This window comes from Tardiphaga sp. (genome assembly GCF_028290785.1).
Taxonomy (GTDB): Bacteria; Pseudomonadota; Alphaproteobacteria; order Rhizobiales; family Xanthobacteraceae; genus Tardiphaga.
Genome location: NZ_JAQGJD010000415.1, coordinates 1 through 14,883, shown reverse-complemented (window position 1 = coordinate 14,883; position 14,883 = coordinate 1). Strand labels below are relative to the sequence as shown.

The 14,883-nt window shown below is 58.8% G+C and carries 16 protein-coding genes and 1 pseudogene; 6 read left to right on the top strand and 11 right to left on the bottom strand.

Features of this window, described 5'->3' with window-relative positions; translation table 11 throughout:
- A partial coding sequence (locus JWR89_RS26325; protein WP_366143019.1) for a transposase occupies positions 1 to 122 on the bottom strand: 122 nt, incomplete at its 3' end.
- Between the two features lie 161 nt (positions 123 to 283).
- Here JWR89_RS26325 and JWR89_RS26320 point away from each other — a divergent pair.
- Positions 284 to 484: pseudogene (locus JWR89_RS26320) on the top strand (DUF1810 family protein).
- 235 nt (positions 485 to 719) lie between these two features.
- Here the strand turns inward: JWR89_RS26320 and JWR89_RS26095 are convergent.
- Both JWR89_RS26095 and JWR89_RS26090 read right to left on the bottom strand, forming a co-directional pair.
- Entirely contained in the window at positions 720 to 1,781 is a 1,062-nt protein-coding gene (locus tag JWR89_RS26095; protein ID WP_299721098.1) for an ATP-dependent DNA ligase, read from the bottom strand.
- Positions 1,782 to 1,838: 57 nt separating this feature from the next.
- Complete coding sequence (locus tag JWR89_RS26090; protein WP_299721096.1) at positions 1,839 to 2,132, bottom strand: hypothetical protein; 294 nt, start codon at positions 2,130 to 2,132, stop codon at positions 1,839 to 1,841.
- A 188-nt stretch (positions 2,133 to 2,320) separates the two neighbouring features.
- On the opposite strand from JWR89_RS26090, the gene JWR89_RS26085 reads away from it, so the two are divergent.
- On the top strand, positions 2,321 to 3,346 hold the full coding sequence (locus JWR89_RS26085) for a patatin-like phospholipase family protein (RefSeq protein WP_299721095.1): 1,026 nt from the start codon (positions 2,321 to 2,323) through the stop codon (positions 3,344 to 3,346).
- An 801-nt stretch (positions 3,347 to 4,147) separates the two neighbouring features.
- Here the strand turns inward: JWR89_RS26085 and JWR89_RS26080 are convergent.
- Together JWR89_RS26080 and JWR89_RS26075 are read right to left on the bottom strand one after the other, a co-directional pair.
- Positions 4,148 to 4,345: a hypothetical protein gene (locus tag JWR89_RS26080; protein WP_299721094.1), complete on the bottom strand. Its 198-nt coding sequence runs from the start codon at positions 4,343 to 4,345 to the stop codon at positions 4,148 to 4,150.
- Positions 4,346 to 4,888: 543 nt separating this feature from the next.
- Positions 4,889 to 5,164, bottom strand: a complete 276-nt coding sequence (locus tag JWR89_RS26075; protein WP_299721093.1) for a hypothetical protein — start codon at positions 5,162 to 5,164, stop codon at positions 4,889 to 4,891.
- A gap of 561 nt (positions 5,165 to 5,725) precedes the next feature.
- Here JWR89_RS26075 and JWR89_RS26070 point away from each other — a divergent pair.
- Positions 5,726 to 6,499 (top strand): EAL domain-containing protein, encoded by a 774-nt coding sequence (locus tag JWR89_RS26070; RefSeq protein ID WP_299721092.1) that lies wholly within the window; start codon positions 5,726 to 5,728, stop codon positions 6,497 to 6,499.
- Positions 6,500 to 7,026: 527 nt separating this feature from the next.
- On the opposite strand, the gene JWR89_RS26065 is transcribed toward JWR89_RS26070, so the two are convergent.
- The gene (locus JWR89_RS26065; RefSeq protein ID WP_299721091.1) at positions 7,027 to 7,188 is read right to left on the bottom strand and encodes a hypothetical protein; all 162 of its coding nucleotides are present in this window, start codon (positions 7,186 to 7,188) and stop codon (positions 7,027 to 7,029) included.
- Between the two features lie 91 nt (positions 7,189 to 7,279).
- On the bottom strand, positions 7,280 to 8,173 hold the full coding sequence (locus JWR89_RS26060) for an SDR family oxidoreductase (RefSeq protein ID WP_299721097.1): 894 nt from the start codon (positions 8,171 to 8,173) through the stop codon (positions 7,280 to 7,282).
- A gap of 565 nt (positions 8,174 to 8,738) precedes the next feature.
- Between JWR89_RS26060 and JWR89_RS26055 the strand changes: the two genes are divergently transcribed.
- Positions 8,739 to 10,229 carry an ATPase domain-containing protein gene (locus tag JWR89_RS26055; RefSeq protein ID WP_299721090.1) on the top strand — a complete coding sequence of 497 codons (1,491 nt, stop codon included), beginning with the start codon at positions 8,739 to 8,741 and terminating at the stop codon, positions 10,227 to 10,229.
- A gap of 114 nt (positions 10,230 to 10,343) precedes the next feature.
- Here the strand turns inward: JWR89_RS26055 and JWR89_RS26050 are convergent, their stop codons facing one another.
- Positions 10,344 to 10,577, bottom strand: coding sequence for a hypothetical protein (locus tag JWR89_RS26050; RefSeq protein WP_299721089.1), 234 nt, complete (start codon positions 10,575 to 10,577; stop codon positions 10,344 to 10,346).
- A gap of 472 nt (positions 10,578 to 11,049) precedes the next feature.
- Here JWR89_RS26050 and JWR89_RS26045 point away from each other — a divergent pair, with 472 nt between their 5' ends.
- Together JWR89_RS26045 and JWR89_RS26040 are read left to right on the top strand one after the other, a co-directional pair.
- Positions 11,050 to 11,349 carry a hypothetical protein gene (locus JWR89_RS26045; RefSeq protein WP_299721088.1) on the top strand — a complete coding sequence of 100 codons (300 nt, stop codon included), beginning with the start codon at positions 11,050 to 11,052 and terminating at the stop codon, positions 11,347 to 11,349.
- 614 nt (positions 11,350 to 11,963) lie between these two features.
- Complete coding sequence (locus JWR89_RS26040) at positions 11,964 to 12,233, top strand: hypothetical protein (protein ID WP_299721087.1); 270 nt, start codon at positions 11,964 to 11,966, stop codon at positions 12,231 to 12,233.
- Between the two features lie 689 nt (positions 12,234 to 12,922).
- On the opposite strand, the gene JWR89_RS26035 is transcribed toward JWR89_RS26040, so the two are convergent.
- From JWR89_RS26035 to JWR89_RS26025, 3 genes are all read right to left on the bottom strand, one after another.
- Positions 12,923 to 13,639 carry an HAD family hydrolase gene (locus tag JWR89_RS26035; protein WP_299721086.1) on the bottom strand — a complete coding sequence of 239 codons (717 nt, stop codon included), beginning with the start codon at positions 13,637 to 13,639 and terminating at the stop codon, positions 12,923 to 12,925.
- 181 nt (positions 13,640 to 13,820) lie between these two features.
- The gene (locus JWR89_RS26030) at positions 13,821 to 14,318 is read right to left on the bottom strand and encodes a DUF4142 domain-containing protein (protein ID WP_299721085.1); all 498 of its coding nucleotides are present in this window, start codon (positions 14,316 to 14,318) and stop codon (positions 13,821 to 13,823) included.
- Between the two features lie 169 nt (positions 14,319 to 14,487).
- The coding region (locus JWR89_RS26025) for a hypothetical protein (protein ID WP_299721084.1) at positions 14,488 to 14,883 on the bottom strand (396 nt) is incomplete at its 5' end.

Here is a 14,883-nt window from a genome sequence, read left to right as displayed (position 1 = left end):
TTGCGGCGCGCAACCTCAGTCACCTTCGCGCCCGGCGCCAGCGTCTCTTCGATGATCCGAATCTTGTCGTCATGCGACCAGCGTCGCCGCCGCTCGACCCCGCCTAAAACCTCAACCCGCATCGCCTAATGACCTTAAAGCTAGACTTAAGGTCACATGCTTCGCGAGATATCCCGTTCAAACAAGGCGGTCCTCGTCGGACGCGTACTTTCGTATTGGCGCAGCAGCCCGTCTACACTACCGCTCTCACCGAACTCAAGGCAGCGCCAAGCGATCACATTGGATGTGGTTCATCTTCCCGCAGGCCGAAGGTGTTGGTCACAGCGCGATAGCGCAACGTTATGCGATCCGGTAGATGGACGAGGCGATGGCCTATCTCGCCCACCCCCTTCTCGGTGCCCGCCTGGCCGAGTCCACCCGCGCGATACTCGGAGCGGCGGGATCGGCACATTCGATCCTGGGCTCTCCGGACGCTCCTGTATGACACTCTTCGCTGAGGTCGACGCAGGTCCCCTTTACCGCGAGGCTCTCCAGCGCTTCTTCGAGGACGAGGAAGATCCCCTGACCGTTGGCATCCTCAAACTTTGGCGGGCATCGTAAGGACGCTGCGGCGCGCGCTTCCCTGATTGGAAGGAACACCTACTTGGTCGGGGCGGTTTTCAAGACATGCCCAGCACGCATTCCCGAGATTACCGCGCCGCATGTCGCTGTCGAAGAGACTAATCGCCTCTATTGACTGACGCCGGCGAAGATTTCGAGCTTTCCTGCTGTTCATCTAAAAGCAGCAGCACTGGCGAGATCGATTTCTGCGCGAGTTGGTCCATTGTGCACTGCTTCGGCTTCTTGTCGGGACGCCATCGCAGAATTGACGTGCCGTGGCGAAAGCGACCGCCCGTGAAATGATCATAGGACACCTCGACGACCAGTGTCGGTTTCACAGGCTGCCAGTCTGAAGACCGCGCCGAAGCCCAGCGGCTGGGTCCACCCGGCGCGTTGCCTGTAAAGCTGCGTTTGGCCACGATTGCCTCGAGCCGGTCGGTCAAAGCCGGCTTGTCGACGACCTTGATACCGGACGAGAAACCAACGTGGTGCAGCAATCCCTCCGCGTCAAACAGGCCGAGCAGCACGGAGCCGGCGACCTTACGTCCGGCAAGTGGCTTGTCGCCGTAGCGAAAGCCGCCGATCACGCAATCTGCGCTGCGGTGGCACTTGATCTTCTGCATGCCCTCACGGTTTCCGCCCTGATAGGAGAGGTCGACGCGCTTGGCGATGACGCCGTCGCTGCCGCCGCCCGCCGCGCGGAGCCAATGCGCGGCACGCTTGATGTCTGCGGTCGAAGGCGATAGCTGGAACAGGCCGTCGGTGGTAAAGCAGCGCTGGGCAAATGTCTCCAGCAAAGGGCGCCGCTGCGACAGTGGCGTGTCGCGAAGCTCACGCTTGCCGCTGCCGAGGATGTCGAACGCCAGATACAACGCCGGCGTCTCAGCCGACAGCTTCTTGATACGGTTCGGCGCCGGATGAATGCGCTGGAGTAGGCTGTCGAAGGAAAACGCCTCGCCGGTTGGCACGACCAGTTCGCCATCGAGCAGGAAGCGCTTCTCCGGCAACGCCAGGGCTGCTGCTTCCACTTCCGGAAAGTATCGCTTCAGGTCATGTCCCGATTTCGATAGCATGGTCACGGCATCGCCATCGCGCAGCAGCAGGCAGCGAAAGCCATCCCACTTCGGCTCATACTGCCACTGCGCGCCGATGGGAATTTGAGCGACGGAACGCGCTTCCATCGCGTCGGGAAGTTCGGCTGCATTGCGCGCCATGCGAGGGCCTCAATATTGGTGCCATCAACCGACGTTCTGGCCGCCCGCTTCCTGCAGCGCGGCTTCGATGACCTTGCGCCGGGTCTCGTCACCGCGCACCGAAACCTTGATCGCGCCCGCAAGTTTCGGGTGACTGTCCGCCCCCTGCTCCGTTCTTGGGTCATCGGCGCCCGAGCGCTCGGTTCCGCTGCTGTTAGCGGCGCCTTCGGCGTCGACGGAGACGCCGGTCCGGGGCACGCCGTGCTCCTGAACCAGATGTTCGATCGCCAGTTCCGCGGCCCGGCGGGTTTCGAATGTCGCGCTGATATTGTCGGTCATGATTTGCTCGCTTCTTGATGATCCGTGCGTTGGACGATCTGCCAGCGAACAACTCGCTGCTGCCGAGAAGGTGCCACGGACTTGTCGCGGTGCGTTGCTAGGAGAGTCACGGCAAAAACGACATGCAAGTCCCGGCTGCGGGACCGGATCTTGCATGACCGCCGTCAGATCTTATTGAGGAATACATCATGCTGACAGCGATGGTCTTTTCCGGCGGGCTCGGGCTCGCGTCGTATCACGCCGGCGTTTACCAGAAGTTCCACGGGCGCAGCCTGCTGCTGGATTGGGTCGCCGGTTCATCGGCGGGCGCCATCACTGCCGCGCTGGTGGCCGTCAACCCTGTGGAGCGGCGCGTCGGGCGCCTCGAGTCGTTCTGGCAGATGAGTGCGGATGCGGTGATCGACCATCCTTTCCGGCGTCTGCAGGCCTGGACAAGCGTGGCACGGGGACACCTTGGGGGACATCCGGGCTTCTTCCGGATGCGGTTGCCCTCCCCGCATCCCCTGCGTTTTCGCAGCATCTATGATCTGGCGCCAATGCGGGAGCGGCTTGGACGACTGATCGATTTCGGCCGACTGAACAGCGGTGAAACCAGAGTTTCAATCTGCGCCACGGATGTGGAGTCCGGCGACGCCGTGCTGTTCGACACCGACGACGGTCCCCTTGAAATGGACCATTTGCTGGCAAGCTGCGGATTCCTGCCGGAGTTCGCGCCCGTCGAAGTGGACGGACGTCTGTATGTCGATGGCGGACTGTCGGCAAATGCACCCTTCGATCCGATCCTACGAACGAATGCCGCAATTCGGCTGTTCGTCATCGATTTGTTCTCCCGCGACGGTTCGCGCCCAAAGACGATTGAAGCGGCGGGCGAGCGCAAAACCGACCTGATGTTTGGCAACCAGACCTTTGTACGATTGCGCGACCAAATGGAGCTGCGTAGGCTTAGGAAGGAGCTGGGTCAGTTCACGATTGAAGGCGAAGACGAGATAATCCTCTTGAGTTATCGCTCCGGGCCTGAAGAGCCCGGCCCCGAAAAGTCCTACAATTTTTCGCGCGATGGCCTTGCAACGCGGTGGAACGAGGGCCGTCGGGACATGGCCTTTGCTCTGGACGTTCCGGGAACGACCACTGACGGCATCCAGATGGTTCGTCGACCTGCTGAGCGCACGCTTTTGTCACGCACAGAAGATGCGCTCGAACGCTATACGATCTGAAAGCTGGGGCAGTCGAACCCTCAGCCGGTAGACTGAGTTTGGAATGGCATCGGTCGTCTTATTCCACGAGCGAGCCAGTCGTCGCCTGGCTTGCCAGCCGCAACCTTCGCGCCGTCGGCTTGCTGCGCTGCGGTGGGCTGTCCCTGCATTTGACGCTGCGCATCTTGAGATGAGGCAGGACCACCACCGGCCTGCTGGTTCATCGAACCAGTCGCTGGGTGCTGCCCAAAGCTAGGACTTGTACCGACGGTAGTACCGGTATTTCCCGGCGTCGGGCCAGACCCCGCGTCGCGCATCTCTGTCGATCTGGTTGTATTGCACGGCCCTGCCTGGGCTGCAGCGCTCCCGAGTCCAAGCACGGCGGCGCAGATGACTATGAGTTGTTTCATGTGCCTCTCCCTTGGTGGCGCCGGCAAATACGTCTTGAGCGTACGAGGCGTGCCCATCAACAGGCGCGCAGTGGGAGAGGTTCGATATTGCACCAATTTGCGCCGGGGGTGCGAGGAGAGGAGTTCGTGTCTCGCGATCTCAAGGCACGTTAGCCGATTGGTAGTTCGCTGCCGACGCTCGAGTCTGCCGAACGCAATGCACTGATGTCAAAATAAAGTTGGCCTGTGAACAGCGGGCGAGAGGCCGCTTTCCCAGCAATATGAAATATCCGGCTTTCGATTCCGCGAGGACTCAATGATACTTGCTTGCAACCAAGGCGGTTATGGCCCCTCGGTTATCCCACTTCCCACCATAATTAGTGATTGGTTTAGGAACCCGTACTATTCTTCTTAGGTGCAATACTTCCCGCTATTACGGCGGGGTTTCATCTTCGACAAGTGCCGCTCCGTTATCGAGCAGGATCTTCTCACCCTTCGGGGTTAGCCGGAAAAGATCCCCGTCCTTTTCCACATAACCGTCCATGACAAGCGGGCCTACCTTGGCATCGTCGTCGAAGGCCACTGAATTGTCCACATCCCTGAGAGTGGCAAGTTGCTCATCTGTCAGCATGGTTCCTCCATGCCTTTACAACAGTGACACCCCTTACTGGTTCCTGACCGCCACGGCAGCGGGGACGAAGAGGTCCTTCATTCGCAATACCGTTTGACACCGCAAACCCCAAGTAACGAGATCGACACCATCGCTTATGATGTTTCCCTCTAAGATGCTGCCAGCATGGCGCCTAACACCGGCATGGCCGGACAACGCCCCGATGGTTGTGCCATTTACTAATTGATCGGCTTTTTAGCGAATGGATCGAAAGCTGTCTTAGTGCATCTTGCGGTGCCATCATCTGAAAATGTCCATTCACATGACCTGTGGAAGCCTCGGATTTTGGCTTACAATGGTTGGCTTACTCTCCCTTCGGATGATCGCTTTCGTGAAATCATCTATCTCCTCTTCATAAGCAACTCAGTTCAGATATCAGCGAAAGGGCAGAGGCAGAGCTTCTCAAGCCGCGACCGGCTCTCAATCTGACCGATATCGTCCTTCGTGGGCGATTTTGGTCAAGCGAACGCGCTATCCCGCGCGCGCCCCCCTTTTATCACCCCCCTAACGCTTGTTTTGCTGGCTCGGCGGCCGAACTTCCATATTGCTGTTTGGCATCTTGTCGCGACCGCCGTCGCCGTTGGCATCCTTGCCGCCTGAGGTAGACGTGCCGCTGCCGCCGGTGGCCGGATCGGCCGCGGGCTTAGCCTTGGCCGCGGCGTTGATCTCCGGATTGGCGGGATTGGTGACGGCGCCCCCGTCCGGTGAGGCGTTCTGCGCATGGGCCAGGCCGCTCGCAAGCGCGGACACGACTAGAAGGATGAGAGAAAGCTTAGGCATGGCGAAATCCGATCAGGTGCCGGGGCCGCGGTAGGCCCCCGCGCCTCAAGCGCCGGGCGATAATTTGGTTCCGGACGGGCGCCGATCCATTCGAGTCGTGAAAACTCACTTTTTTAGCGCGAGGACATTGTCTGTCCGACTCGACTGGTACGGGCTTCAGTAGCTGCGCCAGTTCGATCGCGGCCGGCTGCCTACCCTGCAGAATGTCTTCAACACTGGCCGGGCGAGCAATGTGGAGGCTTAAATCGCGGCTCAAATAGCACTAGTTGATACCCTCTGCATGGCCAGATCGCGGACCGTTGCATAGCGGCCGGTCTCATGTCTCGCCTCCGGTGTGCCCGGACGATGGCCTTGACGAGCGTGTCGTCGATTCGGGCGGCTCGGGGAGTCCATGGCTGCGTCGGGCAGCGTTACGACCTGCTTCCTCCTGCCCTGCAGGCGCCGCTGCGATCAATTCGTCCCGCTGCCGAGGAAGGGCTCATACCGCCCGCGTCTGATGCCATTAACGGCGGTGCAATCATTGGGCCATATCGTCTGGTGCAATGAGAAGGAACTTATGGGATGCAGAAAGCGTGTGTCGGTTGCGGCGGGGACGTTGCCCTTCCATTCGAATTCAAGATGGCTTTTCAGCCGATCGTTGATCTGCGAACTGACGCCGTATGGGGATACGAGGCGTTGGTCCGTGGGGCTAACGGTGAATCCGCCTTTTCGGTTCTCAATCAGGTGACCGACGACGTCCGTTACCAGTTCGACCAAGCGGCCCGCGTAATGGCCATTGAGACCGCAGGCGGACTGTTCGAGGGCCGCGATCTTCGGCTTTCGATCAATTTCATGCCCAACGCCGTCTATGAGCCGAGCGCTTGCATCCAGAAGTCCCTGGCGGCCGCGAAACGGGCAGGGTTTCCCCACCGCAATCTCATGTTCGAGTTCACCGAAAACGAGCGCATGGCTGATCCGGCCCACGTCCAACGCATCGTCGAGGCATACCGCAAATTCGGTTTCTGGACGGCGCTGGACGATTTCGGCGCGGGCTACGCCGGCCTCGGACTTCTGGCGCGCCTGCAGCCCGATTTGATCAAGATCGATATGGAGTTGCTCCGCGACATCCATCAGAGCCGCGCCAAGCAGGCTATCGTCGCCGGGATCGTCGGCATCGCGCGCACTCTCGACATTCACGTGCTGGCGGAAGGTGTGGAATGTGCTGAGGAATTTGCGGTTCTGCGGGCGGCCGGAATTAGCCTGTTTCAAGGCTATTATTTTGCCAAACCCGCGCTGATGGCGCTTCCGCCAATCCTTAATTGCGGAAAGATCGCCGCAGTCCGATCGGCAATCTGACGTGGCTCTTCCATATTTTACAGAGACAGGTCGAGAATGCTTCTCCGCCTCGTGTATTACAGCACCAATTTGGTGAAAAAGTTCGTCAATCCGCGCGATAGCGAGCTTCGGAAGATCGTCTTGTCTGCAGGTTCGACGAACCGCGCAGCCGGCATCACCGGCGGCTTGATGTTCACCTCTGCGCTCAAGCCCCCACGAGCCCCTGCAAAAGCAGCGCGAAAGGCAAGCTAGTCATGACCGACGGCAGCCCATCCATTGTGCCTGAAAACACTGTCGATCCCCTCCTTCAGATCATCGCGCCATGCTGAGAATTGTAAGGCAGCTAGATCGGACGTACCCTGCTGCGGTTTCTCGGGTCCAATCCCTGAGGTATTGATGCGACGAAGTCAGTAGCTGGATTACGACAATGAAATTCACAGAGCTCAACGACGAAGGCAATGAGCAGGCTCCGCTGATGCTGATTGCGGTAGGTTGGCGATCATCGGGTGGTTTATTTTCCGCTCAGTGCGTTCCGACGTCTACCGTTCTCAAAGCAAGGCTTGGAAGAGGCGCAATAACCATTCGTCTGCCGAGCCATCGTGCACCATCACGGGCGCAAGGAATTGCTGGCCCGGCAGCAGCGTTTGCTGGACGCGTGCCGAGTTGGGTGTGAGGAAGCGCGAGGTCGATAGCCACATCGACAGTACCATTGAGGCGGCTCGCATAGAGTTCTTATTTCACTTTCGGCATCCTAGAGAGGGCACCGGAAGGGGTCTTGACGTGAGCGTTCTGCGATACGGCTTATGGACTCCCCTTACCACCGTTGGCTCCGACAGCCGTTCCAGTGGTGAAGCTCGCTTCTTCGGACGCCAGCATCACATACAAGGGAGCCAATTCGGCTGGCTGCCCGGCCCGACCCAGGGGTGTGCTCTGGCCGAACTTCGCCATCTCGCCCGGTAACTGTCCGCCAGCAACCTGCAGGGGGGTCCAGATCGGCCCAGGCGCCACCATGTTGACGCGGATCCCCTTGCCTGCGAGTTGCTTCGCGAGCCCTTTCGTGAAGATGAGAATGGATCCCTTCGTTGAGGCGTAGTCCAGCAATTCGATTTCCGGATCGTAGGAATTGACCGAGCCTGTGTTGATAATGACCGATCCCGGTTTGAGATGAGGTATCGCGGCTTTGCTGATGCGGAACGGAGCGAAGATGTTCGTCTCAAATGTCCTAACCAACTGCTGGTCGGTGATTTCGCTTATGTCCTTCTTGCTCTGCTGGTAAGCAGCATTGTTGACGAGGATATCCAACCCTTCCAGTGCGGCCACCGCGTCTGCGACAACTTTCTCACACGCTTCCAGCGTCCTGATATCGGCGGGAAGAGCCACCGCCTTCCGCCCGGCAGCTTTGATCAGCTCGACCACTTCTTTCGCGTCAGGCTCTTCGGTTGGAAAGTAGTTGATGGCCACATCAGCACCCTCGCGAGCGTATGCGATCGCGGCGGCGCGGCCGATGCCACTGTCCCCGCCGGTGATGAGTGCTTTGCGCCCTGCAAGTCTTCCTGATCCCTTGTAAGACTGCTCGCCGTGGTCCGGCGGCGGATCCATCTTGCGCGCCAAAGCCGGCCAAGGCTGCTTTTGCTCGGAGAACGGTTCCTTGCGGTACTTGTTGCGCGGATCGCTCAAGGCTGATGATGGAGGCATTACGGGCTGCTGTGCGGCCGATTTGTTGCCGGAAAGCGCCAAGGTCGCAAAGCCAGCGGCTGTGGTCCCAATAACGGTGCGGCGGGTGGACCCCTGATCGGACAAGGCGCTCTCCGGTGCTTAATATCAGCATGGAAAACATGCAATATTAAAAAGTGTTCCCTGACGCGCAGCAACGGGCAAGCAGGATCGGGAAAGGTCTTCCACGTCTGCGAGCCGCCAGAGGCGTCCCTTCACGATGAAACATCTACGGTCCGGTCTTGAGGGATGCTGCAGCGTCATACGTCGAAACCTGCGACCGACGACGGGTTGATATCGGTCTGGTCGATTATTCGCCCTGACCCGGGCTCATCCTATCACCCCAACTCAGCGACCGGCTTTCTTGCCGATGGGCTTGCACGAGGCCACGCGGGCGATCGTTCGGCAGAAGCCCGGTGGACGGAACCGGATCACAGCGGGACAGTTGGTGGCTTACTTGGGTACTGCCCGATTGTGCGAGTGGACGACAGGACTGCGCCAGCCGGTCCAGTGAAGTGCGGTTGGCACTTCGAGGAGGTAATAACGTATGCCTACAAACGTGGAAGAAGGGGATTTGCCGCGGCTTCTGACCGGGAACGAAGGCTTAGACCAGATTCTCAAAGGTGGCTTCGACCGCAACCGGATGTATCTCTACGAAGGACGTCCGGGCTCCGGAAAGACTACCCTAGCGCTTCAATTCCTAATCGCCGGAGCAGCCGACAAAGAGCAAGGGCTTTATATTACACTTTCGGAAACTGTGCGAGAACTGGCATTGGTAGCCAAGAGGCACGGATGGTCTCTCGATGGCATCGACGTATTTGAAATCAACTCGGATGCGAATTATGATTCTCAGGAGCAATCCCTGCTTTATTCTTCTGATCTAGAACTAGGGGAAACCGCTAAGCGCATCTTTAACAAAATCGCAGATTTGAACCCTTCCCGGATCGTCATTGACAGTCTATCCGAGCTTCGACTACTTGCTCAAAATTCATTGCGATACCGCCGTCAGGTACTGGCTTTCAAGAACTTCTTTGCTCGACGGGATTGCACGGTTATTCTGCTCGATGATCTCACATCAAGCGAAACAGATCTGCAGTTGCACTCGATTTCTCACGGTGTCGTTAGGCTCGAACAGCTCACGATCGATTATGGTTCACAGCGCCGCCGTTTGAACGTAGTCAAGATGCGCGGCATCGACTTCGTCGGCGGATATCACGATTTTACAATACAAAAAGGCGGCCTCCATATCTATCCAAGGCTGGCGGCTTCCGAACATCCTGCCACGTTTCCTGACGAACACTTAGAGACGGGAAATGCGGAGTTAGACACACTGCTTGGCGGGGGTCTCGAACGGGGCACAAACGCCCTTTTCATCGGTAGCGCGGGGGTCGGCAAGTCTTCGGTTGTTTCTGCCATCGCAATCACTGCTGCCGAGCGAGGCCAGCGTGCGATGTACTTCGCGTTTGATGAAGGACGAGGGACACTAGAAGCACGCGCCAGAGCGCTCAATCTGCCGCTCGATCGGGCTTTAGCTTCTGGGAATCTAACACTTCAACAAATCGATCCAGCAGAGATGTCACCAGGCCAATTCGCTGCCATTGTGCGAAAGGGTGTGGAAACGCAAGGCGTCCGCGTTGTGGTTATTGATAGCCTCAATGGATATCTGAATGCCATGCCAGACGGGCGTTTTCTTATTCTGCAGATGCATGAACTGCTTACCTACCTTGGGCAGCAGGGAGTTGTAACCCTCTTGGTACTTGCCCAGCATGGCTTGGTTGGCCCGATGGATACCCCTCTTGACATCAGCTACCTAAGCGATGCCGTCCTGATGCTCCGATATTTTGAGTACGCCGGCACTGTCCGCAGGGCGCTCTCCGTCCTTAAGAAACGCAGCGGAGGCCACGAACACACAATCAGAGAATTCACGATCACCAGCCAAGGCATTGCCTTGGGCCCGCCGCTTACAAATTTCAACGGCATATTTTCTGGTACACCTGAATACACCGGCGAAGAGAAGCCTCTTCTCGATCAATCATAGACCGGGTGAGTTTTGGCGGACGAGCAGCGCAGAAAGAGAGCAGAGATAAGAACAGGCAACGGTTGCTGCGATGGGCGCAATACACTCATCCGCTCGCTTAAGAGGCAACGACGATCAGTCGGGCTTCAGTCGGTATAGTGCTTTTAACTTCGTTTCGATTCGGCCGACTCTCTTCACCAGTTCCGGATGCCTCCTGAGGTCCTTCGGCGAGGTTACAACGATCCAATCCTTAGCCGGATCGGGAACAATTGCCACGCTCAGGGCTGGAACCGTTTTGCCGTCTTTCCCACGCAGCTCTTGCTCAATCAAGAAGACTAAGTCGTCCGCGGAAACCGTTCTCTTTGCCATGTGCCCTTCGGCGTTTTTTTCAACTTACGCCAAATTTGCTACGCGCTTCAGCACTTCTTTGGCCGACGGACGGGTTGGTGTAGTGCTGGGGACAGCATCAAGCCGCTTTGTTGTACTTGTTAGCGGGCCGGGCGGCGCAATGCTCTCGATGTAGACTTTCATGCCTTCTCTATGCCCGTATAATTCAAAATATGCCACCAGCACCTTCACGTTACGTCCCTAAGGTTGGACAGGCTACGACCAGGATCCCTCATGTTGACTGCTGACGGCGTTAGGCATTGTTGGTCGTATGCCGACTGACGAGCGCCAGCCGTGTCACGGACCTAGCCGTTTTCGCCCCACAAACTTTTACTCAGTAAAAAGTGCCGTACTCAGGCCGACCGGCAGTCAGAAAACGGTACCCCGCGACGCCGGGCTGTACAACGCATCAGATATCAATTTGCAGGCCGAATGACACCGGTAACCTGCCCGCATGTTCTACCGCCTCCTCCACCCACGCGGCAACGACGCCAACTATTCGAACGGCTTCCGCGTCATCGTGGTGATGGAAGGCGGGTACGAACTCGACGTCAGCAGGATCGGCGAACGCATCGGAACAGAAGCGCGCGACTTCTGGGCTTGGTCAGCGCCAAACAGGAGCGGAGAAGTCGACACGCGCGACGAGACTATAACGGCCTTCCGTGCCGCCTTCGCCAGCGTGACGCCTGAGACGCTCGCGAAAGTACTGCCAGCAGCAGGAATGGAATGCCAACGAATACGCGCTGTGGGATAAGGGCTACCGCAACAAGCTGGGCCGCGGGCCGATCCGTTGCAAGTGCGGCCAGATTTTCAACCCGAGCGTCCATGAAGAGACCATGGCTCACATCGAGCACATCACCGGCCCGTAGGCCGGCACCTGACTGGTTGACGGTCCTGGCCGGAATACGGCGCCATGGCTATCCCATCCAAGTTCGTCGAGCTTCGCCCTTCTCGAAGCCGGAGGCTGCGGCACGCAAGGTCGTCGAGATCGCCGCGGCATGATCGACGACCGTGGCGCGTGCCCCTCGGCAATGAAATGACGCCTTCCGCAAAGCGGGCGGCAGCGTGGCGGAATACTCTGCCGGTCGGAATCAGGCGATCGCCGATCATGCATGAGGGCAGCCGCTTCGTGGTACTCACAATGGAGGCTAGTCTTCCGTCGGGTTCCGTGCCGACAGCACCTTAAATCCGGGCCAAAACTTCCCATTCTTGATCGAATGATAAGCCCCATGTCGGACCGAAACCCTTCCCTCTGGCCGCTTGCAGCCATCGAGCATCCCCGCTGCACGCGCTGCAACAACCGGATGGCTCTGGCCCACCGGGAGCCCCGCCGGGACGGTACCGAGAAACGCACCTTCGAGTGCAAAGGTGCAATTTCATCACTACGAAAATTGTCACCGATCCGTTGGGCTCGCCCTCCATGTCACCGCTGACACGCAACCTCAAGCCACCGACGTGAATGCCATGCATAAGGGTTTGAGAATTAACGGTTGGACCGCTGAGGAGAACGAGCGCCTGAAGGCCATGGTCGACCGCGGCGCCACGCGGGCTGCGGCCGCCTTCGGGCTGCGTATGCATCGCCCGGATTGGAAGTTCTCGATCGTGTCGACCGGTGGCGCAGGTGCGACCTCCAATTAGCCGATCCACCAAGCGCCCTCGTGAATTTCGTCGGACGCAATGAACTTCGTGAGCGCCAGCTTTCCTTGATGTTGGCGTGATGCCTTGGGAAGACAAATTTCCAGAATCGTACCGGTGCTTAAAGGAACGCCGCTGGTGACGCTGCGCGACGCCGGGACCCACATTGCCGCTGCCCGTCAAAACGCATGCCGAGCCAGCGTGGCAGACCGCCATGGAATGTCGGATGCTGGTCGCCGACAAAGGCGGGTCGCCGGAGTTCGCCCGGCTCGCGATGGTTCAGGCGCTGTACCCGAAGCAAGAGCCATCTATCACCCCGCCAAGAACGACACGAAGTGGCGGAATAGCTACAAGCTAGTGCGGAATCGATGACCGACATGGAGGCGGTTCTTGTGGCCATCGCATACGCCCGCCGGCTTTCAGGAGTATATCGCGCTTGGCCCCTGTAGCCCGGCCGATACCATCGATCGATTAATGATATCCTTGATAACCGCGATTTCGTGGCGGCGCTGGATCGGCTGAACCGACGTCGCATTATCCGTTTGCTCGCCGCAGGTACTCTCCAAGGCGCGTGGTCGCTCGCCTTCAGCCGTCCGCGTATTCCGGCGCGAGCGAGCCATCGCAGCAGGTCGGCAAGGCGGCGATTGCGGCGGTCCCCTGCGCATTTTTGAGGGCGGGCCACGATCTTCGAACTAGGCGCTGCGCAGCCAGTCCGACTGACTTGGGTCCCTGCCGCCTACGCCTGACAGAAGGTTTGGTAGGAGGGCGCTCAGATCGCGCGCCACAGCGAAGCAGCCGGCGTCGGCGAGCACGTCTGCGGAGAAACCTCCGGTCAGAACCCCGGCAGCTTTTGTCCCTGCCTCAATGCCCGCTTCGGCGTCATATGGAGTATCGCCGACCATGACCGTCTGCGAACCGGCAAGACCAAGCTTGCGTAACGCGATGCCGACCAGGCGAGGGTCCGGCTTGCCGTGATCGAGGTCGTCGCCGCAGGCCGTCGCGGCGATGTAGTCGCGGGAGTCCAGAAGCGACATGTGGCGCGTGAAGGAAAGCCCTTTACAATCGGTGGCGAGCGCGATTCGGCCGCCCTGCTCCGCCAGGATCCTGAGAACCTCACGCGCCCCTTCCAACGGCTTGACGCTCGGCAGATAGTCGCGCTCATAGATTTCTCGGCGGTCCTCGAGGATGGCAATGCGCTCGCGGTCGGATGCCTCCGGGACAACGAGCTGCAGCGTCTGATCGCCGTCCAGTCCCGAGTAAGCCGGAGCGTCTGGATGGGGACCCGGTATCCGGATTTCTCCAGGGCGTCCTCCAAACTGCGCTGGCTCTGCAAGACGCTGTCGAGGAGCGTGCCCTCGACGTCGAATATGAAACCTAAGAACATTTCGATCCTCTCGATCGGTTGGCACGCCCCCGGATAAGGAGGTGGAGCCGCTGATGTTTCCGTCAGACCAGCGAGTAACCCCTAGGCGGGCGGCGCTAGGCCACCCCTCCGACCCTTACCAGCCGTCGAAGGTTGAGATTGCAGTCTCCAACAAGAACAGAGCTCAGAGACTGCACCAGAACACGGCTTGTAGTATAGTTACTCGATCAAGCTTTCATCTCCTTCTGGATCGTTTCCAGCAGGTCGATATGCTCTTTGATCTGTGCACGGGCGAGCTTCGCGAGACCGATAGCGCCCGCGTCCTTGCCTTTGCCGATGTAAGTGTCCTGGATTCTCAGAAGCTGGTTATGTCCGTCGATCTGATCTGCGACATAGCTCCGATCAAAATCGGCGCCTGCCTTGCCGTCCTTGGCCTTGGCGATCATTGCCATCTGCTTGTCCGTCATCTTCGGCGAAGCTGCCCCCATCGATTTCAGGATTTCGGCAATCGTCGTCTGCTCGGCGATTTCGTAAGTCGTGAACTTCTTTACCCACGCGCCAGTGACTTTGGACTGCGCCGCCTTGCTGGTTTCGAGAGCGACTGATCCTACTGCTAAGGTCTGCTCGGCGTGTTCCTTTTCCGCTTCTCCCATAGTGGCTGCAAACGCAACCGAGGGAGCCGCAAACGACATCGCAAGCAGTGCAACCGCATTTCGTCGATTCATAGCTTAGTCCTTTCAAGATGATTGGTCGCCAATGGCCGCCCGTCAATGCAATGAAAAGGCTCCAGTTCCGTTCAACAACGCTGGCTCGGTCAACGAGGCAATTGATTCGAGTGACGCTGAGGCCGAACGGGGGCAACGCTGTTCATCCTGGACTTCATATTTCCATTCCTTATACGTCCTCACTTCGACTGGCCCCAGTGCGAATTAACGTTCGCGAGGGATCTCTCGGAGAACCCGGATCCTGATCTGCTGCGATCTCCACCAGCCGCTCAAGCTCCCGAACGTCGGAGCCGAGTAGGGCTTTCTCTTCGACGTCGCCGGCGCTTTCGAAGAGGCGCGTCGCCTCGACTAGTCTTTTTTTCAGTTCAGTCCGGTCACCGGTCATGGAGTTGCTCCTGCTCGTCGGGGGTGCGTCGGCATCGCGCGCTTCGACCGCGGCGATCTGTCCTTCCAGGTCGGTGACGAGCGCTCGTAGCCGCTCCTCCGTGAGAGGATCGTTCACTCCGCCCGCCAGCCGGCGCGTCTGTCCGAGGCGCCGATAGAGCTCTTCCTTCCGACTTTCACC

What these genes read in the sequence shown, in the direction of transcription:
- JWR89_RS26095 (WP_299721098.1), bottom strand. Translation starts at nt 1,781, where the DNA reads ATGGAAGCGCGTTCCGTCGCTCAAATTCCCATCGGCGCGCAGTGGCAG.
- JWR89_RS26090 (WP_299721096.1), bottom strand. Translation starts at nt 2,132, where the DNA reads ATGACCGACAATATCAGCGCGACATTCGAAACCCGCCGGGCCGCGGAA.
- JWR89_RS26085 (WP_299721095.1), top strand. Translation starts at nt 2,321, where the DNA reads ATGCTGACAGCGATGGTCTTTTCCGGCGGGCTCGGGCTCGCGTCGTAT.
- JWR89_RS26080 (WP_299721094.1), bottom strand. Translation starts at nt 4,345, where the DNA reads ATGCTGACAGATGAGCAACTTGCCACTCTCAGGGATGTGGACAATTCA.
- JWR89_RS26075 (WP_299721093.1), bottom strand. Translation starts at nt 5,164, where the DNA reads ATGCCTAAGCTTTCTCTCATCCTTCTAGTCGTGTCCGCGCTTGCGAGC.
- JWR89_RS26070 (WP_299721092.1), top strand. Translation starts at nt 5,726, where the DNA reads ATGCAGAAAGCGTGTGTCGGTTGCGGCGGGGACGTTGCCCTTCCATTC.
- JWR89_RS26065 (WP_299721091.1), bottom strand. Translation starts at nt 7,188, where the DNA reads ATGGTACTGTCGATGTGGCTATCGACCTCGCGCTTCCTCACACCCAAC.
- JWR89_RS26060 (WP_299721097.1), bottom strand. Translation starts at nt 8,173, where the DNA reads ATGCCTCCATCATCAGCCTTGAGCGATCCGCGCAACAAGTACCGCAAG.
- JWR89_RS26055 (WP_299721090.1), top strand. Translation starts at nt 8,739, where the DNA reads ATGCCTACAAACGTGGAAGAAGGGGATTTGCCGCGGCTTCTGACCGGG.
- JWR89_RS26050 (WP_299721089.1), bottom strand. Translation starts at nt 10,577, where the DNA reads ATGGCAAAGAGAACGGTTTCCGCGGACGACTTAGTCTTCTTGATTGAG.
- JWR89_RS26045 (WP_299721088.1), top strand. Translation starts at nt 11,050, where the DNA reads ATGTTCTACCGCCTCCTCCACCCACGCGGCAACGACGCCAACTATTCG.
- JWR89_RS26030 (WP_299721085.1), bottom strand. Translation starts at nt 14,318, where the DNA reads ATGAATCGACGAAATGCGGTTGCACTGCTTGCGATGTCGTTTGCGGCT.